Origin of the sequence: Catenulispora sp. GP43, assembly GCF_041260665.1 — a bacterium.
GTDB lineage: Bacteria > Actinomycetota > Actinomycetes > Streptomycetales > Catenulisporaceae > Catenulispora.
This window is the reverse complement of sequence record NZ_JBGCCT010000021.1, coordinates 159,083-183,359: the sequence shown is the minus strand read 5'-3', so window position 1 is coordinate 183,359 and position 24,277 is coordinate 159,083. Positions and strand designations below refer to the sequence as shown.

Below are 24,277 nucleotides of genomic sequence, written 5' to 3'. Positions count from 1 at the left end.
ATCGGTGGCGTCCGTTATCGCGCCAGTTCGTGGCGGAATCTGTGGAGAATCGACCGTCGGAATCCAGGCTGGTCGCTGTCTCTTCGGGAAGTCCGCTGGTTCCAACAGCGCTGTTGGCGGATTGATGGGACTCAGCGCCGCTTCGGCTGCCACTCGAGTAGCTCGTGTGCCTTGGCTGTACTCCAACAGCGGCCGGATCCATCGTCGCCGAGGATGTGAAAGATCTCGAAGCCGCTGCTGTTGCGGTCGAGCGCGGCGAGCACTGCACTGGCTAGATCAGACGCGGCCAACGCTGGAATGGGGGTGCCGTCGCTGCAGGCGATGGTGGCGGCCTCGGGGAAACTCGGCAGTGCCCACTTCGGATAAGCCTCCTCGGTGGTGGGCCATCCGAGCCGAAGCGCCGTGACGGTCATGCCGTGGGTCTGGGCGGCAGCGTGTCCAACCTGCTCGGCGAACCGCTTGGCCAGCCCTCAGGCATCGCATGCGTCGGGTTTCGGACGTCTCGCTGAGCACGCGGTCGGTGACCGGGGGCTCGTTAGCGAACACCGAGATGCTGCTGATGAGCACGGCCCGGCCCACGCCGGCGCGGGCAGCCGCAGCCAGGGTCGTGAATACGGACGCCACCAGGCTGGTGAAGGCGTCGACGGGTTCGGGGGCGCCGTCGGGACCAGGCTGTCCCATCGCGGAGTGAATTACGGCGTCAATCCCATCGACGGCGATGTCCAGCACCGTCGGGTCCGTCGCGTTTCCTTGCACCCAGTCGACGTCCCCAGCGGGGGCGACCGGGTCCAGGACGCGGATCTCGTGCCCGGCGTGAACGAGGCCGGGCAGCATGAGGGACCCCACGAATCCTGAACCGCCCACAATCAGTGTTCGCATTCGCCCGAAGGTAACAGGGCCGAGCGACGGGCTCACCAGGGTTTTGCGGAGCCGGTAGCGCGTCAGCCAGCGGGTCCTGGATAGTGGTTCGCCGTGCCTGGCCGCTGCTGGTCGGCAGCGCGAACATCACCGGAAGCGCCATGGAGATCAACCTAGAGTGTGGCATCCTGATCCGCCGTGGACCTCACCCCGGTGCGATCCGCGATCATATTCACGCCCTGGCCGACGACCGTTGCGTTGGCTCGGACACCTTCGCTCGTATCAGGAGAACAGGCTGTCTTGTCCGTCGTCGATCGGCATGGTTTTCCAGAAGGAACGAAGCCTCTTCTCCACGGTAATCATGATCCGGTCAGCGGCACCGCCGGGCTCAAGGGCGGCAGCGGGCGCCACATCGAGTGCGTAGCGCGACAATGTTGAGGCGTCGGTCGCGATCACCTTCCAGGGCTTGATGCGGTTAGGGTGAACGGTGGCAGTTTCTTCGACATCGAAGACATAGATCCACGTGGGCGACTGGGCGGTGCCTTCAAGGCTCGGCTCGCCCAACTGCCAGGTACCGTCCGGGTTTTCGGTGAGCGTGGGCGCGCCAAGGTGCGGCTGCCAGGAGTCCCAGACAGGACGCGGAATTGCGAAGATGCACCCTGCGGAGCGGCCGTGACCTCCCAGCTGGAACTTGAACATCATCTGATAGAACGTTCGTTTGAAAACGTTCGAGAGGTTAGGTGTTTCGATCCCGCTTCCCAGCCAGCCCGGTGTTGGTGTCTGAGCAAGTTCTGCGGTCAGGTCTCTGGCGGGATCGTCCATGGCCTTGGCCAACTCAGAGGTAGCCGTCTCATATGAGCCGTGGAAGTCCATGGTCTGGATCTCGAAGATCCCGTACCGGCCGAAGGTGAAGCCCTCTCCTGACGGCAACAGCTCGATCATCGTCACATCGAAGCTCATCGCTGGAGACCGAGTGGTCTTGCTCATGGCTATCTCGCCGCCAAGCTTGCCGTGGAAGAAGACAACCGTGGGGATGCCCTCCTTGAGCGCCTGAAGCAGCTCTTCGCGCTTGTCGGCGATCTTCAGGGCATTTGCGGCGACGACTCCGACGGGCGTCTCCGGCGCATACCCGAACAGGCGGCGAGACATCTCGCGCAGCAGTTCGGTGTCGAGGATGCGGATCGGACAGACTGGCCAGTCCAGACGAACTCCGTTGGCGACACTGCTGATCGTGCAGACCCCCAGCGACCCCTTGGCTGTTTTCGTGCATCCGGTGTCGGTCCCGACCATCGTTGTCAGGAAGGGGCAGCGCCTCGCCCCTTGATCGGCGACTGCTGACTCGCTCGTTGCGACCACTGGGTACAGGCGCCGACCGTAGAACTCCGCGACGTAGTTACCTCGGTTGCCCCAGGGGTCGGCGGAAGAGGTCTTTTTGGTTGTCACGAGGCAAGAGTGTGCCTCGTGACACCGACAAGTTCTACATGAGTCGCGGCTGGATCGAGTTGATGTTCGCGCGTGCTGCTTGAGTGAACGGCTCAGTGAGCTCAAAGCCGAGCGCCCGCCGGCCGGTAGCCAGAGCGACAGTAAGTGACCTGCCGGTTCCACAGAACGGGTCCAGGACGAGTCCGCCCGGAGGGCAAGAGCTTTCGATTCGGGGCAGGATGAGCTCGGTGGGGAAGGTCGCAGAGTGACCGTCGCTTCCTGCTCGGACGTTGACCGTGACCACGTCGCGCCCGCCTTGTTCGAGCGGCTCGATGTCGTAGTAGTAGGCCGCCCGACCCTCCTTAGGGCGCTTCACGAAGTGGAAGAAGTGCTCATGAGCGAGGCGAAGACGGTCCTTCTCCGGGCGCGGAGGCACATTCGGCTTGTGCCAGATGAGGTCATTGCGCAGGATCCACCGCTTATCCTGCATGGCGATCGCAAAACGGGCAGGAATGAGCAGTAGCTGCTTCTCCTGGCGAAATCCGCCCATAGGGGTCTTGCGCCGCATGCGGGGGTTGTCTCCAAGGCCTTGGCGACCGTCCATACGGATACTCGACCAGCGTGCGAAGTATGTATCGCCGAGATTGATCCACATGCTCCCGCCGGGCTTGAGTGCCGCGGCCCCTCGCTGGAAGATCTCAACGAGATGGTCGACGAACCACTCCGGCAGGGGCTCAAGCCCAAGACAACCGCCATTCATGCGGTACCAGTCGTATGGAGGCGTGGTGTCCTTGTCGCCACCCTCATCGACCCACTTCTGCAGGATCTCTTCGTCGTGGTCAAGGCCGTAAGTACGAAGCCCCCAGTAAGGCGGAGAGGTGATCACCAGGTCGACTGACTCGGGCGGTAACTTGGCGAACAGATCGTAGGCGTCGCCTTGCCGAACCTCCGCGATGACTCCCTGTAGCTGATCGTTGACGTCTTCAGTGGAGGTTGCGGTCACGCTAGGTATTGTAGGTTCAGCCATTCGATACTCCGGTCCGACACTTGCATGCCAACACGAACGGGTGGCATGCGCCCGGTCGCTCCGGGCGTGGGTCCATGGACGCCGAAGTGTCTCGGCGCTGTCAAGTGCTCTGCTGTGCGATGGACAGCCATGATCATACTCGCGCGAGTGGCCGCCTTCCCCGGCAGGTCTCTATGCCCGCCTTTCCCGGCAGATCCCATGGAGGGCTCGAGGGCTGAGGTTAGATTTTGCTGGAGGCGCTGTCGCCGTGAGATGTCGAAGCTATGAGGGGCGCAGCCGTGCGCAGGCCATGGTGCAGGGCGCGGCTGAAGTGCGGGACACCGCAGGTCGGCGTAGGTGTTCTGGAGTCGCTCCCTGGTCCAAGCCCTGCTCCATCGAGCTCGACGTCCGATATGGCCGATTCACGCGGATCAAAATCCGCGTGAATCATGGCAGAGTCGAAGCGTCCTGACTCCCGGGACGCGGCTGACCCTCATCGGAACCTGGTCCGTTCCTGGTCCACGTCCCTGATGGGTCGTCAAAAGGTTCAACCACCACACGACTCAAAACATAAAGCCCCAGCTCACGCTCGTGAGCTGGGGCTTGCTACGGGTGCGCCGCCAGGGACTTGAACCCCGAACCCGCGGATTAAGAGAGGCTTTGACCGTCCTGCCTGATCGGGCGTCTACTACCTGGCGCGAACTCACCTCTGGCGAGGCCGCATGCGGTTCTTCAAGTGGGGGAACTCGATCGCTCCGCTCTGTCTGCGTGGCAGGTGTGAGTCGGCGAATGGGGTTCGAGCGCGTTCGCATCGCTGGGCGCCGTGGACCACGCTCACCAGTAGGCTGAGAGCCACCTTTCGAGAGCTGATTGTGATCCAGGGAGACGTGGATGGCTCGAATGATCGCCGGGCGGTACGCAGAGATCGCCGGAACACGCCGAGTCGGTGGTCAAGCCGAGGTGTTCCAGGCAGCCGATCTACATCAGGGCGGACGTCACGTTGCGGTCAAGACCATGCCGGCCAAGGCGGACGACATCTACCGAATCTATTTTGAGCGAGAGACCGCTGCGCTGCGGAAGCTCGATCACCCGAATATCGCGCCTTTGCTGGACAGCGGGACGGACGAGGCCGCGGGCGTGCACTTCGTAGTATTGGACTGGGTGCCGGAGACGGTCAGGGACTGGTTGAAGGGCTTCAGTGAGCCCCCGGGCTGGGACGATGTCGCAGAGGTCGTTGCGCTGCCGTTGGCGGCGGCACTCGCGCACTCCCATTCCATGTCGGTCGTCCATCGGGATATCAAGCCCGGCAATGTGCTCTGGTGCAATGGCAGGCCGCTGATTGCGGATTTCGCGCTCAGTAAGATCAAGGATCAGGTCGCGGGGCCGAATGACGCGACGGTCGCGGGCCTGTCGAGCGCACCGTGGGCCCCACCGGATCAAGCGTCGCGCGGATCTGCCCGTTTTGATGTGTATGGGCTAGCCGCGACACTTCTGCAGTGTGTCACGGGCTGGGAGCTACGTGACTATCCAGATATTCAGCGTGCCCTCGATGAAGCCGACGTGCCGCCCAAGGACGTTCTTCCTCTGCTCCGCCGGGCGCTCGACCCGGACCCGACCCGGCGGCCGGCGGACGGACAGGTGTTCCACCTCGAACTCCGGACGATCCAGGCAGCCCGTAGCCGGAACTGGCATCTGAGGAACGTCGTGTCGTTTGAGCTGTCGAATAAGGCCAGGCGGTCGCTGGAAGAATCGGCGGATGAACGTACTGCCGAGGCAGTCATCTCTGCTCGTCTGGGTGCGGTGACGCATGTGATGCCTCGTCTGCGCACGAATTCCGACGGGCGGCACAGCCTTACGGCCGACGAGTTCAGGCTTGTCGGGGACCAGATCGAACTCACGCTTGCGTTCAAGAGCGATTACCAGCAGTTGGTGTGCACGTGGGCGGAGACCAGAGATTACGAAGACCTCGAACACCTACGCCACCATGCGGATGCTGTCGCCGTGGATGATCGGGATTTCGCCTGGACAGCCACGCGGCCCACGAACCTGCGTGTGGCCGCGTCGTCAGCGGCTGAGCTTCACGCACTGCTGGAGAAAGCTGTCCAGGATTCCGGTGACCGATCAAGTGACCGTTTCAAGGAGGTGCGACTCGGCAACTGGTCACGGCTGATCGAGGCGAAAGAGCAGTTGGAGAAGCGGCTTGAGGAGCCAATCGTCTACACCCGAGTCGGTCGCTCATCCGGCGAGGTCATTGTGGAGACATCGGCTCCTCTGACCAGCGCACACCTGGACCAGGAACGGATAGCTCGGCCGTCCGACGGGCTACCACATCGCGGCGTTGCTGTGCGGATCGTCGAAGCGGACGGTGCGGACGTCACGGTCCGTCCGGCTCGGGCTGGGATTGAGATCCCTGCCGAAGGTGTGTTGGTCCGAGACAGGACGCCGTCGCAGGCCTCGATCCGACGGCAGAAGAATGCGCTGGCAGCTTTACGCGACGGAAGCGCCGCGCGTCCGCACTTGCGCGAGTTGGTGCTGGATCCGTCAGTCGCGCTGGCCCCGGAGCCCGTCGAGTTCCAGGCACTCACGCCGGCAATCGACGACGACAAGAGAATCGCAGTCGCGAACGCCCTGGGGTCCAAGGACGTGTTCCTGGTCGAGGGCCCGCCGGGAACCGGCAAGACTTCGTTCATCTGCGAGCTCGTCAACCAATACCTTGCGGCCCGGCCCGGGGACAAGGTGCTCTTGGTCAGCCAGATGCACGTAGCGATCGACAACGCGATCACACGTCTCTACCGCTCTGGAGTGACGTCGGTGGTGCGGCTGTCGAGCCGTGACGACAACGTCGATCCGGATGCGGCTCATTTGCTACTGGCCAACAAGTTGGGGGCGTGGGCGCAGGAGATCCGCGATCGAGCCCGCGACGGCATGGCTGTCCTCGCCGAAAGAGAGGGTGTGCGCATCGAACACCTGTCGCTGGCATTGCGCGCGGAAGAGGCACTGGCAGCCATCCGGAAGGAGCAGAAGAGCGCAAGTCCTCTCGGAGTTCTCGACGAGGACAAGGATCGCCTTGACAACGAGGATCTACCAGAGGAGCGGGCGGAGCTGCTTGCGGAATACCTACGGGCTGTGGACCGAGCCGATGTCGCAGTCGAGGCGGTACGTGCGCTCGCCCAGAACGTGGCGGTGAACGTGGCCTGGCCGCTCGACACCGACGCGCTCGAGAGTCTGGTTACGCGCCTGCTAGGGACGCAAAGCGACAAACGGCTGCGGGAGCTGGTGCGCATACAGGGCGACTGGCTCTCAAGCCTCAACGACCCGATGACCGCCGAGCCGATGTTCCTTCCCACACAGAGCGTGGTCGCTGGCACCTGCATGGGATTCCTGTCCAACAGCCGGATCCAGGACATGCAGTTTGACCTGTGCATCATAGATGAGGCGTCGCGGGCCACGGCCCCGGAACTCCTGGTGCCGATGACCCGCTCCAAGCGCTGGGTGCTGGTCGGGGACACGAAACAGCTGCCGCCGATGGCGGAAGAGGTATTCGACTATCCGGACCTTGTCGAGGGATTCGATCTGGACAGGGTGCTCCTGTCTTCTTCCCTGTTCGACATCCTCCTCGCGGAGGCACCAGAACCGTGCAGATCCACCTTGGTGACGCAGCACCGGATGGCGGTGCCCATCGGAGAGCTCATATCGCACACTTTCTACGCCGGGACGCTCAAACACGACCCGGTTCCCAGCATCGACCCCGCCACCATCGGCGACGGCGACCGACTCGTCTGGTTCTCGACCAGTCGGCGAAGCAACCGTCACGAGGAGGCCAGGTACCCCGGAAGTTCAAGCTCGTCGAACAAGCTCGAGGTCGAGCAGGTGGCCGAACTCGTGAAGCGCATCGACGACCAGGCGCAGCTCGGCGGCTATGCCCGCCTGGACGGGGCCAAGCCCGAGGTACTGGTTCTCAGCGGGTACCGGAGCCAATGCACCGAGATCGAACGCGCCCTTCGTCGCCTGGAACTGACGAACCTCACCGTGCAGGTCAAGACAGTAGACGCCGTACAAGGCCGTGAAGCCGACATAGTGATCTTCTCGGTGACCCGGAGCAACCTCATAGGCGAACTCGGATTCCTGTCCGACCGCTTCACTGGGCGAGTGAACGTGGCCCTGTCACGAGCCCGCGAAATCCTGTGGATCGTCGGAGACTCGGACTTCATCGCCAGTTCGGAAGGGCCACTGAAGCGAGTGCTGGCCCACATCACAACAAGTGCCTCGGGAAGGGTGCAGTACCAGTGAGCCGTGATGTCCTCGCCGACGCGGCGCGCCGCCACGCACATGCACGTCCAGGGCACATCTTGCTGGCGGCTGAACCGTGTGCCATCCCGGCGTCGGTTCTCACCGTCGACGTCCTGGCCGAGCAGTCCGAAGACTTGGAAGCCTCGCAGAAGTACACGCTGCGCGCGATGCTCAACGGTATCGACAGCGTCGAGGACCTGCAGTTGTTCCTCGGACTCAGCGACGGGGACACCGGGCGGGCTGTCGCGGGATTGCTCGTGGCTGAGTACGTGGCCTATCAGCCGCCGGCGCTCGGCGAAGCACGCAGACTGACGTTGCTGCCGGCCGGGCAGGAGGCGGCGCGAGACGCCCAGCTCCGTCATCCAAAAGCAGCGACCCTCCCCGTTGTATACGATCGCCTGGCAGCATCGGTCACTGATTGGCGGAAGAACTCGCTGCTCCGTTCGAGCAGGGCGAAAGCCGATCCGGGCAGGATCCTGCTTCCGCCAGCCAGCAGCATGCCGGTGCAGACGACCGACTTGACGATCGCCGGCATCACTTCCGCGCTCGACGCACGAGCACGTGAGACATTCCGGATCCTGGGAGTCAGCGGCGTCACCGAGAACTCGAACTACTTCCGCGACGCGATTCTCCTGGTATTCAAGGATGAAGACTCCGATGCCCTCCGTCTCGGAGTCGAAGTGGACGGCGTATGGAGCGAACAGCACGCTGCCGCACTGGAGCAGATGGGGGCAGTAGAGCGGCTCCGTCTGTCCACGGCTCCGGTCGAGACGCCCCATGAGCCAGTATCAGAATCCGGTGAGCGGCTCGGCAAGGACGAGGTCATCGCTCTGCAACTCGCAGCAGATGACGCGGACGACAGTGGTGACGCCGGTAACGGTGCTCTGGACCGTGCAGCGATCCGGTGGCTCGGGGTCTACGAGCATCCGCAGTGGCTTGAGGACGCTCTAACGAATTCACGACGTCGGCTGCTGATCAATAGCCCGTGGATCCGACGGACGGTCGTGACCGAGCAGTGGGTCAGGCGGGTCGAGAAACTTGCGCAGACAGTGGACGTCACAATCTTCTGGGGCCTTGGCGACAACGCCGGGACCGACCGAGAGGCCCTGCAAGACCTTCACACAGCGGCACGTCGCTCGGGTCGACTGGCGATAGTTCAGGTCGACGACACCCATGCGAAACTCCTGGTCAGCGACAGTTACTACATCAAGACCAGCTTCAATTGGCTCTCGTTCCGTGGCGAGCCGACGCGCAAGTACCGCCAAGAGGAGGGCGACCTGGTCCAGGACCAGGTGCTCGCGGATCGAGCGTACGAGAAATACATGACAGAGAACTGTAGCTTCGCTATCGAGGTAGTCGGGAACCTGCCAAGAGAATACCGCGCCCTACCTACCCTTGGGGTGACACGATCCGCCGCGATTCCCGATCAGCCCGCTCCGGCGCGGCGTGATGTCGAACAGCCCGAGGTAATCACACGCGAAACTAAGCGCCAAGCGGCACTCAGGAACCTGGTGATAGGGCAGATAGTCTCAGGTCCGGTAAAGCGCCTGACCAACTACGGAGCATTCGTCGGCCTGGGTGAAGTTGATGGGTTGATCCATATCTCGCAACTCGCCAGTCGACGTGTCGGGCATCCCTCGGAGGTTGTCAAAGTCGGCGAGACGGTGACTGTGATGGTAATGGAGGTCGACTTCCAACGAGGACGGGTTTCGCTCTCGCGAAAGGCGCTCTCCACCTGACAAGCTGGCCCTCGCGTTGGCAGGTGGGTGGAGGTACCTATTGGGGCGTTGGGGTGCCACGGCGTAGCGTACTTCCGGTTCGTCGAACAAGGACATGATCGCGCCCCGCCGCTCTTGCCGGCGCATAGTTGTGCTCTGATCGCGCCCCGAGAGTGGTTCGATCACGGGTCGCCCCCTGCGGCCGTGGAGGTGCTGGCGAGAAGACCTTGGAGCACCTCGACTGGGCATCTCGAACTGTCCATGGGTGTCAGCGCTTCGTGCCACTATGGCGTCGTGACCGTCGCTCTCAACGACCCCGAATACAGGCTCGCTCTTGCTCTCGAAGGCTTCCGCCACGCTGGCGATCGTTACCGAGCGGCAGCGGACGACTCGGAGGATGTGACCGCCGTTTTCATTCCTCTTTCCGAGACGCTGCTGTGGGCGGCGAGTGTCGACGAGACCTTCAAGAAGCTCGACGGACAGCGCTATGCGGATGTGCGCGATGTAGACGCGGACGGTAGATACCTGGTGGCTTTGAGATACGCGCGCAACCGCTGTACTCACCAGCTCGCCCTTGTTGCCGAGCGCAAGGGCTTGGCCCCACCTTTCCGTCCTCCGATAACGCCAGGTGTGTTCTTTCGATGGCGCCCCATTGATGAGCTACCGCCGCCCGATTCCGGCCACATGAACGTACGTGGAGAAGCCGCATACGAAGACCTGCTGGCGAAAGACCCAGCTGACCAGGCCATCATCCGTGCCCATGCCTGGTTTGCTCGGTGGACCGCACAGAGAAAGACACCCTGAACAGGGTTGACGCGGGCGCGCCAGGCAGTCGGCCTGGCGCGCCGGCCTGCTTTGGGATCTCGTGCGGCAGCTGTTGGCGAACCCTGACGAAGAGGTGTTCTGTGGTCCGCCATCGGCTCCGCAGTTGCCGGGTGCACCCAGGTGCTCGTTCTCGAGTGAAGGTTGCCAATGGGAGCACCTCCTTAGCGGCTTTCAGCCACCCCGATAACCCGGGTGGGCAGCCATCGTAGGTTTGTGATCAGGTCGCGGTAGAGCCTGGGCGAGCGGCGCCACGGATGACAGCTTGGACTCGAGGCTGAGAGCGCACGAACTCCTCCAGTCCACTACCGGGGCGGAAATAGACGTAGCGATCAGCTTCCTGTACCTGGATGCCGTTGAGTCGATCTCTCAGTTTGACCGGGATCGTGCTGTAGCCGCTTACCGGGCCGAAGGCGGCCAACTGCCGCGGACCTAGGGGAAGCACGACTGAGTGAGCGTCACCCAGAGCGATCCCGTTGCGGACCCCGGCGGCGGCTTGGTCGTGTCGGACGGTGAGCGCTGGCACATCCCCGATGAGAAACTGTCCCCGCTCCGGCGTCAGAATCTCCAAACCGAAGCTTGTGACGAGATCACATCCCTGCTTGAACAGAGCCTCCAACCGGGCGTCGAACAGCAACTCCGACTCCGCTGCGTCTGACCACAGCTGCAGCCGCTCCTCCAGGAACCGCTCACGTTCCTGAATACTGCCTGGGTAGAGGCCATGATCAGTCGGTACCCGTGGTCTAGTAGCGGCGTGCCGGGCCCCAGCCACCACTTGCGCTTACGGGTCCGGCTGCACCTACCACGATCCGGAGCTTGTCGACACGCTGCTGATCCCGCGTCTCGCACGCCGCATCAAAGCAGCTATCGAAGCCCGATCGCAGGCCACCACTTTGTATCTGGAGCACGGCGAGACATACCGCGGCGCATTGCCGAATTGAGCTGTATCAGATCAAGGCGGCGCTACCGCGCCGCCGCCGGCCCGCCGCATCCCGGGCGTGCGGCCTGGCGGCCGGTCCCGGGCGCGGCGGGCGGCTCGGCACGAAGGCCGCTTCTGGTTGCTCTTGGTCTGCCGGCTCGACGCTGGACCTGTTGGCGTACCCTTTCGTGCGACCGCGTTGCGCTCCGTACAGACGGGGAAGCGTGGTTACTTCAGCCTGTGCTCACCTTGCTGTTCCACGAGCGATCGTGCGCGAGCCACGTATGCCTTGCCCGCGTATGGTCACTGTCCGCAGGGCAGCGTGCATCAGCGCCGTACCCTTCGCAGTGAAGTCGAAGCTGGAAACTAAGAAGGTCGGCGAAGAAGGGCGAACAGCGAAAGCGAACATTACGGCTACTGGGACCAGAGCGTGCTGCCCTGACCCGTTACCCGCGAGACTGCATGAAACACCCAAGATTTGCGCTCATAAACTAAATCTCCCTCAACGGTTAAGGGTGTCCTATTGCTGTAGGCGCGGATCGCCACCTCGTGTGCCTCCGCAGAGAGGTACGCTGTAACCGTGGTTGGCAAGCCGTCCACCTCGGCAGAGATTTCGGCTACTCCGTCGCCGTCGGTACCGTTATGCCGTAGCGACTGAACGTATCCGGTAATCGCCCTGTGCTCGCCAATTCTAACTGCACTACTTTCCTCTATGGCCATCATAGGATTGCGCGGGCCTTCTGACAGTATGTCTCGCGTCAACACGATCGGTCGTAGGCCAACGTCCGGCCGCGACTCCCCTGACGCCCACTCGAAAGAAAGGTCGACGGATCGAACTCCGGCCGAATCGGTGATCTTTCGAAGAGGTTTAACCAGGCGGGTGCGAAGATCAAGCTCATTTAGCTCAACGTCCCGCTGTGGATTATCGCCCCTTGTGCTGATCCTCTCAACATTGCGCGCGAGGCTTGTTAGGACTTCACGTGCGAGTGGCATGTCAGCTTCCAGGCGCGAGTCGCCTGTATTTGTTTCCCCCAACCTTGCGACCAAGGTGAAAATGAAGCTGCCTCGCTTCGTATGCCCCAGCCTTATGTCCTCTCGAAGGAAGTCGGCTACAGATGCAGGAGGAGCTCCTCGACGATGCTCCCTGAAGCGCTCTGGATCGATCGTGAAGTAAGCAGCATCACGAACGATGTCATAGATTGCATCGATGGTCGTTTTTGCCTGATGGAACGAGATGGTTTCAGACGCAACCTGATCCAGTCTAATTAATAGAAGATCAGTTCGCGTTTCCTGGATCTGCTCCATGAGTCGGCTAGCATCCATACCACTGACGTTTCCGACCATGTTGAGCGCTTCGGTAAATCGATCGAAGAAGTCAACGTAATCAGTCGCCAGGGGTAGCATAATGCGGCCTTGAAGTTTGCCGTCTTCATCGCGCAGTTGCCAAATCTCCTTGATTCCCTCAACGCGCGATTCAAGATCCCACGTCGTTGCGAGATAATGAGAGACCCTGCGAGGGGTCACTGTCGATGCAATCTCGCGAAAATCATCGCGGCTCAATTGACTCACTGATAATCACCTGCGCTTACTTCTCGCAAGGCATGAAGCAATGCGCTGGGAGTGAAGACACTCTTGGGAACATGAACCACTTGGGTTTTTTTCCCGGGCTTCGGCATGCCGAGATCTGTGGCCTTGACCCAATACATGATGCTTCTCCCCATCAAGGTGTCCTCATCATAGTCAAGCCACAGTGTTGGATCCTCTGGGACTACAAGCACTCCGAGGTAGGCGGTTTGAAACCTGCGCGGGTTGGCAATTAAAGCTAGACGGTCACATTCAAGCTTCCACTTGACGTGGTCATCGGCGACTAAGTCTTTTCGCGACGTGCATTTAAGTTGAATTTCGATTTCCGCGCCAATGATCTTACCGTAGTCGGCGGACGACGAGACAGTAATATCCACGCCATCATAGTCTGTATCGTGGCGCTTGATCGAGCAGCCGGCCATCGCTGCGCGGGCGTGGATGTAAGCGACGCTGAACTGCTGCTTCATCTCGCTCAGTGGTAACCCGCCCATCGGGGGAGGCCCCGAGGACGCGTCGTCGCTCACGCCTTAGTCACTGGCATCGACATGCGATCCCCCCGCTGCGGTTCACCGCAGCGTCCTTATTATGCGTGCCGCTGCGCCTTGCGTCTGTGCGCTCTGCGACTCCGGTACCGATTGCTTACGAGTCCTAACAGTATGCCATCTGTTCGAGCGCTCCACGCCGCACGGTTTCGCTCGTGCCCGTACAGGGCTGATCTCACGGCTACTGGCGGACACTCACGGCTATTACGACGACAGCGAGCAGGTCAGCCGCGTCGCGAGCTCAGGCTATTGATCAATGAGTACATAATTAGGGCTTTGCAGGTAGCGAGTAGCCGCACAGTAGAGGCGAGTTCTTGATCGCTGCTTGTGCTGGTCCGGTCGGGGTCGTCAGGGCGGCGACCCGGTATGAGAACGCGAAGAGCGCGCGGGATCATCTGAGTGTGAAGTCAAGTTGGGCCCGGGCGGTGGCCGAGATCCCGTCCGCTGCTGGCGGCCCGCGGGTTCGCTGTGCGGATCGTCCCGGGATCCAGTTGCGCACTTTGGCTGACGTGTTCCCCTATGCCGAGGCCGAAGGGGTGAGGCTGCGGATCGACGGCACCGAGGTGCAGGTCCGCCGCCCGAAGGCGGGGCGGCCAGGCCGCAAGGCGTTCGTGTCCGGGAAGAAGAAGCAGAACACCGCCAAGGCCACCATGATCAGCGATGGGCAGGGCCGGACGCTGTGGTTCGGCGCCATCCGGCCGGGCCGGATGCATGACGTCACCCAGGTCCTCACCGAAGGCATCGAAGAACAGCTGCGCCTGCATCCCAGGGTCCGCGCCGAGGTCGACTCCGGCTACCCCGGACTCGTCCGGGACTTCCCCGCCCAGGTCAGCGACCCCCGGAAGAAGCCCGGCGCGGACTCCGGGCCTGGTGAGCACAACTTCTACGACAACACCCGTCGCCGCCAGTCCCAACAGCGGATCATGGTCGAGCACGCCATCGCCGAGCCGAAACAGTGGACCAGCCTGCAACGCTGGACCGGCGACCGCGACGACCTGCCCGACGTCATCACCGCGATCGGCGCCCTGGTCTCCGACCAGGCGGCCAAGCGCCCGACCCGCCGGCCCAGCACCGAACTTGTCCTCGCCGGGTCGACGGCCTGCTGATCACCTCGGAGCCGAACCGCCAGGCCAGCACGCCCCAACCCCAATCGTGCGGCTACTCGTGGGGGGTTGGGGGCTCGAGTGCCTGGCGCTCTACGCTGATGCTTGTCCATTTGGGTCTATCGTGATCACGTCGTTCGGATCTGCCCGATCTGACCTCGTTGTCTGCGGTCGCGGTCCATGTGCGATCAAATTGCTCACGGCCTTCTGTTGGATCCTTCCTGTGCCCGATGCCTGTCTGAGTTTGCGGACGGCCCTTCGCGGATATGCTCAGCCGCAGGTCGCTGCGATGGCCTGTAGAGCATTATTGAATACCCGCCGGCTCCACGTATGTTTTAGCTACGCTCCACCGCAGGTCAGGGCGTGTGTACCTGCCTCGGGGCGAATCCAGCCGGAATCCACAAGTCGTGGATTCCGGCTGGTTCTGTTTCCGGGGGTTGGTCAGGAAAACGCAGCTCAGGGGCGGTCGGCGTTATTGTCGCCGCCGAGATTTCGGGCCGACCCGGGCTGGAGTGCGCCGCCGTAGCCGAGAGCCGCAGCGAAGGGCTGGCGGTGCCGTCGATGCACGAGACGGGGCTAGGTTTGGTGACGTGTCAGGTCGGTGAGGAGTGCGTCGATGACGTGTTCTTCTTCGACGCGGAGTGCGTGAGTCTCGATGTGATGCCGCAGGTCCGGGTCCCAGGGGGTGTCGCGGGGTTTGGCCTGGGGGAGGGTTGTGCCGAGCTTCCGGGCGACTGCCTCCAGGTACGCGGAGCTGTCATATCGCCAGGGAGCGGCTGGGGTGCCGCAACGTTCGGCGAGGTTGAAGACGCTGGTGGCGATGCGGATGCCGCCCCAGTCGAAGTCGCCGTGGTAGCGAAGGTTCGCCCCGCGGGCGAGCAGTTGGCGGAGCAGCCGGTTCGCGGCGACGGACGGAGTGCCCTCCAGGCAGACCAGGGGTGGGCAGGTGGTGCCGAGTGCGGTGGCGGCTGCCGAGACGACGGCCGGGTTTTCGCAGACGTTGATTGTGGTTCCGGTCAGATCGGCGGCGATGGTGCGGTCCGTAGCCGTTGGGGTTGGCAGGCTGTTGAGGTCGCGGAGGGTCAGGACCAGAGGTTGACCGGTGGCGGCGCCGAGCGTTAGGAGTCGGGAGAGGAAGCTGTCGTTGTGCGGTGGCGGGACGTTGAGGACCAGGATGCGGGAGGACAAGTCATCGGCGGCGACGCCGACGGCGGCCCAGGCGCCACGGCGGCCCTCCGAGGTGGCGGTGTCTGTTGCCGCCAGTCCCGCGTGGGATCGGATGGCGCTCAGAACGAGGGCCGTGAGGGGCCGGCCGTCGTCCAGGGCGTGCGCGTGACCGACTGTTTGGGCGGCGAAGACAGGTCGGACGATGCCGGGGTGCGGCAGGGCGGACAGGACGCGTGCGGCCTGCTCGGCAAGCTCAGCTCCAGATGCCGGGTTTGCTGCCTGTCGTTTGAGCAGGCCCGTGGCCCGCACCTGCTGCAACCAGCGGGTCAATTCCGGGCGATCGGCTGCAAGCCGTTCCAGTGGCTCGAGGGCTGAGTCCCAGGCGCGGTCGGCAGCGGCTTCGGCCTCGCGTCGGACGGTGATCGGGCCGCGGAGGGCATTGACGGCGGCGTCCAGGCCCTCCGGGCTGATCCCTGATTCTCTCAAGACGGTGTCGATGTCTGGCAGGCGTGCGGTCAGGGACTTGCCGCGCCCTGGTGGCCGGCCGAGGAGAAGTTCGAGAGCGCGGCGCTGGGCCGGGGACGGATCGGCCAGCGTGGCTGTGCCGTCGGCTGGTTCGGTTCCGGAGGCGATGCGTTCGGCGACCCGGTCCACCAGCCATGCCATGTCCGGGGAGCCGAGCAGGCGCTGCAGGCGCGGCATGTCGAGGGCCGCAGCCGGGGTGCGGTCGGTCATCGGGATCCGAGGTCGAACAACGCGCCGTCGGCGTCACTGGATGGCGAGTCGCTTTCACGGGTGCGCTGGGGCGGCAGGTACGGCTCAGCTCGCTGTAGGCGGACGCGATCGCGTCCGTCCCAGCGCCACGGCGTGACCAGGACGGCGTCCACGCCCTCGGTGCGGGCCAGCTGTGCGATGCCGATGCCGGGCACGGTGGGGTAGCAGGCCCATTCTCGTTCGGAGGTCATGACGACGTCCAGGTCGAATTCGGCGACCAGGCCGAGGTATTTGGCGCGGGAGTCGTCGTCGACGCCCGCGAACGCCTCGTCCAGGGCGATCAGTCGTGGGGCGTGCCGGTTCCCGGAGGAGTAGTGCGAGGAAGCGGCGGCGAACAGGGGGACGGACGCGGCCAGGACCCGCTCGCCGCCGGAGGCGGGGCCGGCGGCTGAGATCCAGGTGCCGTCCGCGCGGCGTTGGATGCCGAACTCGTGCCAGGCGCGGTAGTCGAAGGCGCGGGTGAGCTGGTCGTGCCAGGTGTCCGCCGGGTTTGCCGCGCGGTCGTCGGCGATGCGGCGCTGAAGGAACTCGCCGACGGCGGCGCGGTCGGCGGGGCTCCACGCGTCGACGGCCTTGCGCAGCAACCGGTTGCGGACGGCGTCGAGGCCTTCCGGCGCGTTCTTCGCGGTGCGCCAGATCAAGCGCAGGGCCATGCCGGTGGACGTGGGCCGGGCTTCGAGGTCGTCGTTCATCGCCTTGACGGTGTTCTCGGCCTCCGTGATCAATTCCTGGAGGGCCCCGGCGACTTCGCCGACGAGGTGGTTCTCCAGCAGTTCGCGCTCCTTCGCCGACAGCAGGCGGGTGCGCTGGGCGACTTCGGTGTCCAGGGCTGCGGCCAGCGACGGCACGTCCTGGGTGCGGCCGGCGAACTGGACGTCCACGACCATCAGGCCGTCCTGCAGGGTCATGCCGACCTGGTGGCCGTGGCGGGCCAGTGCGCCGGACAGCTCCTGCTGCTCGCGCGAGACCCGTTGCTGGACGCGTTCCCACGCGCTGTCGGCGTCGTCGACGGCGGTCAGTGCGGCGTCGGCGGCGCGGGCCAGGGCGACCGCCGGGGCCGGGACCCACGTGTCGGCGGGATCGGCGTGTTCGAGGTCTGGCAGCGCGGCCGCGAGCAGGCCGGTGGCGGTGAAGCGGCGCAGGGCGGCGATGGCCTCGTCGCGGCCGGTGGTCGCCTCCGCGATGTCCTCCTGGAGCTGCTGGCGGCGGCCTTCGGCGCGTTCACGGTCCTTGAGAGCCTGTTCTCGGCGGGCGCCGACGGACTTCACGGCGGCTTCGGTGGCTGTGAAAGCCGAGCCGACCGCTTCGAGGCGGCGGTAGAGCTCTTCCACCGCCGCGCCGGAGGTTGCCACCAGGGTGCGGTGCCGTTCGGCTGCGGCTTCGGCGGCGGACCGGCTGGTGAGTTCCGCGTCGTCGGCTTCGGCCAGGCGGGCGGTGGCATCGTGCCGCCGGGCTTCGGCGTCGGCGGCCTCGGCCGCGGAACGGCTCGCCGTGGTCAGCGCCGACCACAGCCCGGACAGGATTGTCCGGTATTCGTTCAGTGCTTCGGCCACGGACTCCAGCGCGCCGAGGTCCGCGGGCAGGCGGACGTCCTCGGCGAAGGCGAGCAGCGCCGACGTGGCCTCCTGCGCTGCCTCGGCCGCGGGCTCGACAGCTGCGAGAGCCTCCTCGCGCAGGTCGGCGGCGACCCGAGCCGCTTCGGCATGAGTCGCGGCGCGGCTGTGGGCATCGCGCAGTGCCGCGTCGGACGGCTGGGTGCGAAGCTCCTCGGCGAGGGTGTCCAAGCGCGCGGCGACGGCGTGCGAGGAGTCGGCCAGTTCTTCGATCTGTGCCTTCAGGACGGCGGCCTGTTCGGCGAGATCGGCCAGACGCGCGCGGCGCGCGGCTTCCCGTGCCCCGTCGCCGATGTAGAGGGCTGATTCTTTGCGCCAGCTGCCGCGCAGCGCGCCCAGGCGGAAGCGTCCGTCCGGGCTGACCCAGGTGTGATGGTCGCCGTCGTCGCCGCCCGGGACGCCGCCGATCGCGGCCAGGACGGCCGCGACGGTCGGCTCGTTGAGCGCGGCTGCCTGAGGATCAGCCGTGTCGATCGCGGGGCGTAGGGCTTTGGCAAGGGTGACGCCGGGAGCCGGGCCGGTTGGTGAGACGAGCGTGTCGCCGACGGCGTCGGTCAGCCGGCCGTCGGGACAGACCCAGGCGTCCAGGAGGCCGCACGACTCCAGCGCGGCTTCCAGGCCGGCGCGGTCCGGCTCCGCGATGTGGTCGTGGAAGTCCACGACCTTCCACAGAGGTGCACCTGGCCGGTCCAGGCGGGTATCCGCCTCACGCGTGTGCGGGACCGGCGGGGCGCTGTGGTGCCCCTGCTCCAGGCTGGCGATCTCTTCGGCGATGACGGACCGGGCCCTTTCGACGTGGGCGCGCCGGGCGTCGATCTCCGCACTGCGGCGGTTCAGTGAGGCGGCATGGGAGCGGCCGGTCTCGTCGGCCCGAACCATCATCGGGTTCGGGCCGTCGAGCGTGCTGACCCAGAGCCCGAGCTCGGAAAGCGCCTCCTCGCGATCCAGCAGCACGATCTCGGAACAGTCGGCGCTCCAGGTCTCCCATGTGCTGATCAGGGATGCGCCGCACGCCGCGACGGTATCGGCGGCGGCGACGGCCTGCTCTGCTGCGGCGGTCGCGGTCGCCGCAGCACGCTCGGCAGCGGCCCGCGCCGCCCCCAGTTGGCGTGCGGCCACGTCGGATGCCGTGTGCAGACCACGCAAACCGTTGATCGCCTGTTGGCGGTCGCGGATCAGTGCCTCGGCGGACGTGCGCGTCGGCGAGGCGTCGAACGGTGCGGCGTCGAGTACTGCGATGGCAGCGCGGACGGCGGAGTGATCGATGCCTGCGGTCTCGGCTGCGGCCTCGGCGTCGCGGTGCTGCGCCTGGACGGTGTCCGCGTCGGTTTCGGCGTTGCCTCGAGCCGTCGCGGCGCGGGCCGTCCAGGTTTCAGCGTCCCGTAGCACGCGGTGGCGGTCGTCCGCACGACTGCGCGCAACGCCGGCCAGCGCGTCGGCTGAGGCCGCCAGCCGTTCGATCTCGCGAGCGGTGTCCATCGCGGGGTCGCGGTTCAACGCGTCCTTCTGCGCGGACAACAGGGTCTTGCGTTCTTCGAGTTCGGCCAGTTCGTGCTCGGCGGCGGTGAACGCGGTGTGTGCCTCCTCTCGGGCCGTCGTCGCCGCGCCTAAATCGCGCCCCAGCTGCTCGTACTTGCTATGGGCGTGCCGCACTCCCGCGGCGGTGCGCTTGGCGGCGACCTGGGCGTAGCGGCGGTAATGGGAGAGGAAGGCTGAAGCCGCGCTGTGGGCCTCGACCAGGGCGGTCAGCGTGTCCCGCTCGTCTTGCAGACCCCGGAAGGCCTCGGCGATCTCCCCGACCAGATTGTCGGCCAGCGGCGGCAGCGCCTCGGTGAGGGCCTTCGACAGCAGCTTCTCGTCAGGCTTCTTCGACAGTTGCGGTTGCCGCAGCTGAATCAGGAGGTTGACGAGGGCTTCGTAGCGTTCGGAGCCCAGCCCGAAAAGTGCCTCGTCCACCGCGCGGCGGTACGCCTTGGCGGTGGTGTACACCGCGTGTGGCCCGACTTTCTCCTCCAGCGTCTTGCGGGAGTACGACACGCGGTGTTCGTTGCGCAGCGGCAGCTCCGGCCCGACGCGCTGGTCGGTGACGAAGAACCAGTGATCGGCGATGCCCCTCCCGCGCACGGCCTTCAGGCCGCACCCGATGGTCCGGTACAGCGGCACTCCGTCGTCGCCGATCCGGCCGAACTCCAGCCACGTGTACCCCAGGCGCTCGTCGTGCGGGTGCTTGTCGCCGAGCAGGAGGTTCCACTCCATCCGCTTGTTGCGGTCGCCGTCGGGTTCGACGCGGGACGGGATCAGCTCCCCGTCCAGCAGAAACGGCAGCGTGAGCGCCAGGACCTTGGACTTGCCGGTGCCGTTGTTGCCGCGCAGCAGCAGTCGGCCGTCGTGGAAGCGGAACTCTTCGGCGTCGTAGTAGAACACGTCGATGAGGCCCGCGCGCAGCGGCTGCCAGCGTTCGCGGACCGGCTGGGGCAGCGCTTCGGTCGTGGACGTGGTCGGGGTGTTCACGAGCGGACTCCGGCCTTCTTGATCGTCGGTTCGGCCATGGCGAAGCGCATCAGCGCCGAGCGCGGGTGGATCCGCGGCTCGCCGTGGTCGTCGGGGACGCGGACCACCAGTTTGAGGGCTTCGAGCTTGGCGACAGCCTGCTCAACCAGGTCGGCGGCTGCTGCGGGTTCCTGTGCGGTCTTACGCCAGTATGAGGCGTGGACCTTGGCCTGGGCTTGGATGAAGCCGGTGAGCTCCAGCAGGGACGGGGCTCTGCCGTCGGTGGCGAGTTTGGTGGCGATCAGCAGGGTGACGTGGCCGTCGGTGCCCTGTTCCGGCATGCGGACATCGGTGAGCATGTCATCCGGGTCGACCATGGCGATGCCTTCTGCGCGCATCTCGGGGATCAGGCCGGTCAGCTCCGTGATGCGGCGGGTGATGGCGACACGTTGGTTGACCAGATAGGCGCGTTCGGACTCAGTGAGGTCGGCGTAATAGACGACCGGGTCGTCCAGCAGGCGGCGGGTCATCGCGTGCCGCAGCGAGCGCAGGCGCAGGTCGTCGGTGTCGGGCAGCGGTTCTGCTGCCAGCGCCGTCAGGCGCTCCTCGAAGGCCGGGGCGGTCACGGTGGACGCGCCGCGCGACGTCGCGAGCAACCCGCCGGTGACCCGGCGGTCCACGTCGTAGAGGACGTCGTTGCCGCCGTCGGAGACGAAGGCCTCCTCATCGCCTTGGACCCTGGTGAGCACGCCCCAGGACAGCAGAAGTCTGACGACGGCGACGAGGTCGGCGCGTTCCTCGCGGCGTTCCATGGCGAAGGTGATTCCCGCTTCGGTCAGCGCCGGGTCTGCCGCGCCGGTCAGCACCCCCTCGGCCAGACGGCCCAGCGTGGTCTGCGACTCCGAACGCTCCAGCACCGCCAGGGCCAGGCACAGCAGCACGTAGCGGCGCCGGGTGAACGGGACTTTGGTTTTCGGCGTGCGCGCTGCGCGAGTCGCGTCACCCAGGTCGGCCGGCTTTTTGAACAGGCGTGCGGTCTCGGCGTCCACGGCCAGCCGCCAGCCGGCCTGCTCGGCGAACCAGCTGGTCAGTGCTGCGGCGTGTTTGCGGACCAGGCGGAAGTCGTCGTCGCGGGCGGTCAGCAGCGGTGAGGCCAGCAGGGCCCGGGCGGCGCGGCGGCGTTCGACATCGTGGTCGGCGGCAGTGGTCGTGGCCGGTGCGGACGGCGTGAGCGGCGTGGTGTCCAGGACAGTCATCGGTGCCGGTCCTCCCGGCCGTGCGCGGACAGGTCGATGATCTCGATCACGTGTTCCGGGCCGGACAGCGTGCCGTCTGCGGTCGGGATCCGCACGATCCTCGCGGCGTCGACGAGCTTGAGCCGGATCTCCATCGTGCCGTCGCCGCTGGTGGCCGTCGTCGTGGAGACGCCGGGGCGGCGCGCGGCCAGCGCGTCTCCCAGGACGGACAGGAACAGCTGGAACGCACGCGGATCCAGGCCGTCCGGGCCGGCCAGCTCCGACAGGAGGACCGGGCCGTCGGTGGCCAATAGGCGCCGGGCCTCGGCGATCTCGGCTGCCTGGCGTTCGGCCAGTTCGGCGAGTTTCCGACGGCCTGCTTCACGGTCGATCGCCTTGTTCGCGCTGCCGCGCCGCTCGTAGGAACCGGTCTCGCGCAGCCTGGGGCTGATCCGCAGGGGTTCGGCATCGGCCCACGGGGTTCCTGGCTGGTATTCGGCGGCCTCCCACGCGTCTTCGGTCTGGGCGTCGACTGTCAGGTGACGGGCCGGGGCGAGGGCGAACGCCGCACGCCAGAGCCGGTGTGCCGCGCCGTCGTCCGGAGCCTGGGCGAAGAACCGCGCCAGCGCGCGGAAGTCGGCAGACCGGTCCGAGCGGCCGCCGCGTCGTTCGTTGAGGACGGCCACGGTGTTCACCAGATTGGTGATGCCGCTGACCGCCGCGTTGCGCAGCAGGCGGGCCTGGGACGGGCGTCGGGTTCCGGCGCTGACGAACCATTCGCGAAGCCCGCGCCAGCGGTTCTCCCAGTCACGGACCGCCGATTGGACCGCGGCGGTGTAGGTGTCGAAACTGTCGGCGTCCGCGTGGTGGTCCGGCACGGCGTCCACCGCCTCACGGCGGGCGGCGGCCTCCAGAATCCGCACTATCCCAGCGGTCTCGATCCTCTCGATCAATCCGGCGATTTGTGCGCCGCGGTTGGCCAGGTCGGCGATGAACTTGTCGATGTACTCGATCAGCCGGTCCTTGTAGGCCAGGAACGCGTCCTCGTCGCCGTCGGTGAAGTCCACCGCGCGGCGGAGCGAGGACATGAATGCTTCAGCGTTGTCGGCCAGGCCGGTGAAGCGTTCGGTGAGGGCGAACAGCAGCAGCCCGACGGTGGCCTGGTCCGGTGCCTCCGATGCCTCGGCGTGGACCAGGAGGGCGGTGAGCTGTTCGGCGATGTCGGCCAGGGCCACTGTCTGCAGGCGCCCGCGAAGACCGAGGGCCTGTTCATAGTGCTCGATCGCGGAAAGCGCGGCTTGGCCGTGTCGGGTCAGCTGGTAGATCTTGCGGGCGCGGTTGAAGTCCTCGACCGTGGTCACCCGACCCGTGTCGGCGTCGGAGCGGAGGTTGCCCCATTCGACGAGCTTGTCGAGGGCTTGGATCAGGGCGTCCGGGTCGGGAAGCGGCGGGACGTCGGCGGGCGGGACGATCGGATCGGAGTTTCGTGGCCAGTCGGCCAGGACGTCCTCGGGCCGCAGATGCACCGTGAAGCGCTGCTTGGCCAGGGCGAAAACGCTGAGCGCCGTGCTGTAGAGCTGCGCGTTCGGGGCGCCGAGATAGGCGAACGGCTGCGGCGTCGGCACGTCGGTCACGGCGTCCATTGTGGCAGCCGGGTGGGTCGGCTCAGAGCCAAACGGGTGAATCGGACACGTGATGGCCCGCCATCGTGTGGAATCGGGTCAACCCTGCGATTGCGGCTCGTCCGGACGGGATGCCGGCCGCTCCGGTGGACCCCGTGCCGGCCGTCGTGGGAAGGTGCCGGCGTGGGGCGTAACAGCGTTCGAAGTGAGGCGTTCGACAGGCGGTTCCGTGAGGCGACGTTCGCGTGGCTGCAAGCACGCGGGGACGTGCCGATCGTCACGCGTGAGGAGTTGGTGGCGTTCGAGTTCGAGGGCCAACGGATCGGGTGATCGATCAGGGGCGAGCATTTGCGTTTTGGTCGGACTTGCGAGAAGCGGGTTTGCGATTCTCCGCCAGGATCGCGCTCTGCGATCGGCCAAGCGCTCTGCGCCAGTATCGACTACGGTGAAAACTGTGTCTGGTGGGGATACAAGCAGTTCGGCAGAGGATGCCCTCGCCAATCTGCGGGAGCGCCTGGCGCGCACCCAGCTGCCGCACCCGACGCCGGGGGAGCCGTGGTCGGCCGGGATGGACTGCGGTTACCTGGCTGAGCTGGGTCGGTACTGGCGGGAGGAGTTCGACTGGCGGGCTTCGAGTCGGAGTTGAATGCTTATTGTTGAGCCATGGTTGGCCGAACGCGTTCACCGAGTTGCTAAAGCTGTCACCGTTGCTGGCGGAAGACTTTGACCTGGTGATCCCCGTCCACGTCCGGGGTTGGTCTTCTCCGATCCGCTGCAAGGTCCGCACACGCGGGCGGCGATCGCAGACGTCTGGGCGAAGCTGATGACGGAGCTTGGCTATGACCGGTTCGGCGCATACGGCTCGGACGTCGGGACCGATATCACGAACTGGCTGGCGATCCGGCATCCCGAGCAGTTTCGGGGATCCACCTGCTGCACGCGAAGATGCCCACCGTCGGCCCGGCCGACCCCCGCTCGATCCGGACGAGCAGGCCTTGACGGACTCGCTGAAGAAGTTCGACGAGTCCGACTTCGGCTACAGCGCGATGCAAGAGACACGTCCGGACACTGCCGCGGCGTCGCTCAACGACTTGCCGATCGGTCTGGCGGCT

Annotated in this window: 15 protein-coding genes and 1 pseudogene; 5 read left to right on the top strand and 11 right to left on the bottom strand. The window is 65.5% G+C overall.

Features of this window, described 5'->3' with window-relative positions:
• Positions 1-131 precede the first annotated feature (131 nt).
• The 4 genes and pseudogenes from ABH926_RS35270 to ABH926_RS35255 all read right to left on the bottom strand — a co-directional run bounded on the left by ABH926_RS35270 (position 132) and on the right by ABH926_RS35255 (position 3,283).
• On the bottom strand, positions 132-413 hold the full coding sequence (locus ABH926_RS35270) for a hypothetical protein (protein WP_370370328.1): 282 nt from the start codon (positions 411-413) through the stop codon (positions 132-134).
• 100 nt (positions 414-513) lie between these two features.
• Positions 514-879, bottom strand: a pseudogene (locus ABH926_RS35265) (NAD-dependent epimerase/dehydratase family protein); the annotation flags it as partial.
• A gap of 261 nt (positions 880-1,140) precedes the next feature.
• Complete coding sequence (locus ABH926_RS35260) at positions 1,141-2,301, bottom strand: hypothetical protein (RefSeq protein ID WP_370370298.1); 1,161 nt, start codon at positions 2,299-2,301, stop codon at positions 1,141-1,143.
• 34 nt (positions 2,302-2,335) lie between these two features.
• Positions 2,336-3,283 carry a site-specific DNA-methyltransferase gene (locus ABH926_RS35255; RefSeq protein WP_370370297.1) on the bottom strand — a complete coding sequence of 316 codons (948 nt, stop codon included), beginning with the start codon at positions 3,281-3,283 and terminating at the stop codon, positions 2,336-2,338.
• Between the two features lie 894 nt (positions 3,284-4,177).
• Between ABH926_RS35255 and ABH926_RS35250 the strand changes: the two genes are divergently transcribed.
• The 3 genes from ABH926_RS35250 to ABH926_RS35240 all read left to right on the top strand — a co-directional run bounded on the left by ABH926_RS35250 (position 4,178) and on the right by ABH926_RS35240 (position 10,098).
• Complete coding sequence (locus tag ABH926_RS35250; protein WP_370370296.1) at positions 4,178-7,576, top strand: AAA domain-containing protein; 3,399 nt, start codon at positions 4,178-4,180, stop codon at positions 7,574-7,576.
• Positions 7,573-9,315 carry a S1 RNA-binding domain-containing protein gene (locus tag ABH926_RS35245; protein WP_370370295.1) on the top strand — a complete coding sequence of 581 codons (1,743 nt, stop codon included), beginning with the start codon at positions 7,573-7,575 and terminating at the stop codon, positions 9,313-9,315. The genes ABH926_RS35250 and ABH926_RS35245 overlap by 4 nt, the downstream gene beginning before the upstream one ends.
• A 273-nt stretch (positions 9,316-9,588) precedes the next feature.
• Entirely contained in the window at positions 9,589-10,098 is a 510-nt protein-coding gene (locus ABH926_RS35240) for a hypothetical protein (RefSeq protein ID WP_370370294.1), read from the top strand.
• A 238-nt stretch (positions 10,099-10,336) separates the two neighbouring features.
• Here the strand turns inward: ABH926_RS35240 and ABH926_RS35235 are convergent, their stop codons facing one another.
• The 3 genes from ABH926_RS35235 to ABH926_RS35225 all read right to left on the bottom strand — a co-directional run bounded on the left by ABH926_RS35235 (position 10,337) and on the right by ABH926_RS35225 (position 13,086).
• Positions 10,337-10,753, bottom strand: a complete 417-nt coding sequence (locus ABH926_RS35235) for a hypothetical protein (protein ID WP_370370293.1) — start codon at positions 10,751-10,753, stop codon at positions 10,337-10,339.
• Between the two features lie 696 nt (positions 10,754-11,449).
• Positions 11,450-12,604, bottom strand: a complete 1,155-nt coding sequence (locus ABH926_RS35230) for a hypothetical protein (RefSeq protein ID WP_370370292.1) — start codon at positions 12,602-12,604, stop codon at positions 11,450-11,452.
• The gene (locus tag ABH926_RS35225; RefSeq protein WP_370370291.1) at positions 12,601-13,086 is read right to left on the bottom strand and encodes a DUF4365 domain-containing protein; all 486 of its coding nucleotides are present in this window, start codon (positions 13,084-13,086) and stop codon (positions 12,601-12,603) included. Before ABH926_RS35225 ends, ABH926_RS35230 begins: the two co-directional genes overlap by 4 nt.
• A gap of 566 nt (positions 13,087-13,652) precedes the next feature.
• Here ABH926_RS35225 and ABH926_RS35220 point away from each other — a divergent pair.
• Positions 13,653-14,267 carry a transposase family protein gene (locus ABH926_RS35220; protein ID WP_370370290.1) on the top strand — a complete coding sequence of 205 codons (615 nt, stop codon included), beginning with the start codon at positions 13,653-13,655 and terminating at the stop codon, positions 14,265-14,267.
• A gap of 573 nt (positions 14,268-14,840) precedes the next feature.
• Here ABH926_RS35220 and ABH926_RS35215 read toward each other — a convergent pair.
• From ABH926_RS35215 to ABH926_RS35200, 4 genes are read right to left on the bottom strand one after another with little or no spacing between them, the layout of a single operon-like run.
• Positions 14,841-16,166, bottom strand: coding sequence for a TIGR02679 family protein (locus ABH926_RS35215; protein ID WP_370370289.1), 1,326 nt, complete (start codon positions 16,164-16,166; stop codon positions 14,841-14,843).
• The gene (locus ABH926_RS35210; RefSeq protein WP_370370288.1) at positions 16,163-20,329 is read right to left on the bottom strand and encodes a TIGR02680 family protein; all 4,167 of its coding nucleotides are present in this window, start codon (positions 20,327-20,329) and stop codon (positions 16,163-16,165) included. Before ABH926_RS35210 ends, ABH926_RS35215 begins: the two co-directional genes overlap by 4 nt.
• Entirely contained in the window at positions 20,326-21,564 is a 1,239-nt protein-coding gene (locus ABH926_RS35205; protein WP_370370287.1) for a TIGR02678 family protein, read from the bottom strand. Before ABH926_RS35205 ends, ABH926_RS35210 begins: the two co-directional genes overlap by 4 nt.
• Positions 21,561-23,186 carry a TIGR02677 family protein gene (locus ABH926_RS35200; RefSeq protein WP_370370286.1) on the bottom strand — a complete coding sequence of 542 codons (1,626 nt, stop codon included), beginning with the start codon at positions 23,184-23,186 and terminating at the stop codon, positions 21,561-21,563. The genes ABH926_RS35205 and ABH926_RS35200 overlap by 4 nt, the downstream gene beginning before the upstream one ends.
• 52 nt (positions 23,187-23,238) lie before the next feature.
• On the opposite strand from ABH926_RS35200, the gene ABH926_RS35195 reads away from it, so the two are divergent.
• Positions 23,239-23,811 (top strand): epoxide hydrolase N-terminal domain-containing protein, encoded by a 573-nt coding sequence (locus ABH926_RS35195; protein WP_370370325.1) that lies wholly within the window; start codon positions 23,239-23,241, stop codon positions 23,809-23,811.
• Positions 23,812-24,277: the final 466 nt, after the last annotated feature.

What these genes read in the sequence shown, in the direction of transcription:
- ABH926_RS35270 (WP_370370328.1), bottom strand. Translation starts at nt 413, where the DNA reads ATGACCGTCACGGCGCTTCGGCTCGGATGGCCCACCACCGAGGAGGCT.
- ABH926_RS35250 (WP_370370296.1), top strand. Translation starts at nt 4,178, where the DNA reads ATGGCTCGAATGATCGCCGGGCGGTACGCAGAGATCGCCGGAACACGC.
- ABH926_RS35225 (WP_370370291.1), bottom strand. Translation starts at nt 13,086, where the DNA reads ATGAAGCAGCAGTTCAGCGTCGCTTACATCCACGCCCGCGCAGCGATG.
- ABH926_RS35215 (WP_370370289.1), bottom strand. Translation starts at nt 16,166, where the DNA reads ATGACCGACCGCACCCCGGCTGCGGCCCTCGACATGCCGCGCCTGCAG.
- ABH926_RS35205 (WP_370370287.1), bottom strand. Translation starts at nt 21,564, where the DNA reads ATGACTGTCCTGGACACCACGCCGCTCACGCCGTCCGCACCGGCCACG.
- ABH926_RS35200 (WP_370370286.1), bottom strand. Translation starts at nt 23,186, where the DNA reads ATGGACGCCGTGACCGACGTGCCGACGCCGCAGCCGTTCGCCTATCTC.
- ABH926_RS35195 (WP_370370325.1), top strand. Translation starts at nt 23,239, where the DNA reads ATGGCCCGCCATCGTGTGGAATCGGGTCAACCCTGCGATTGCGGCTCG.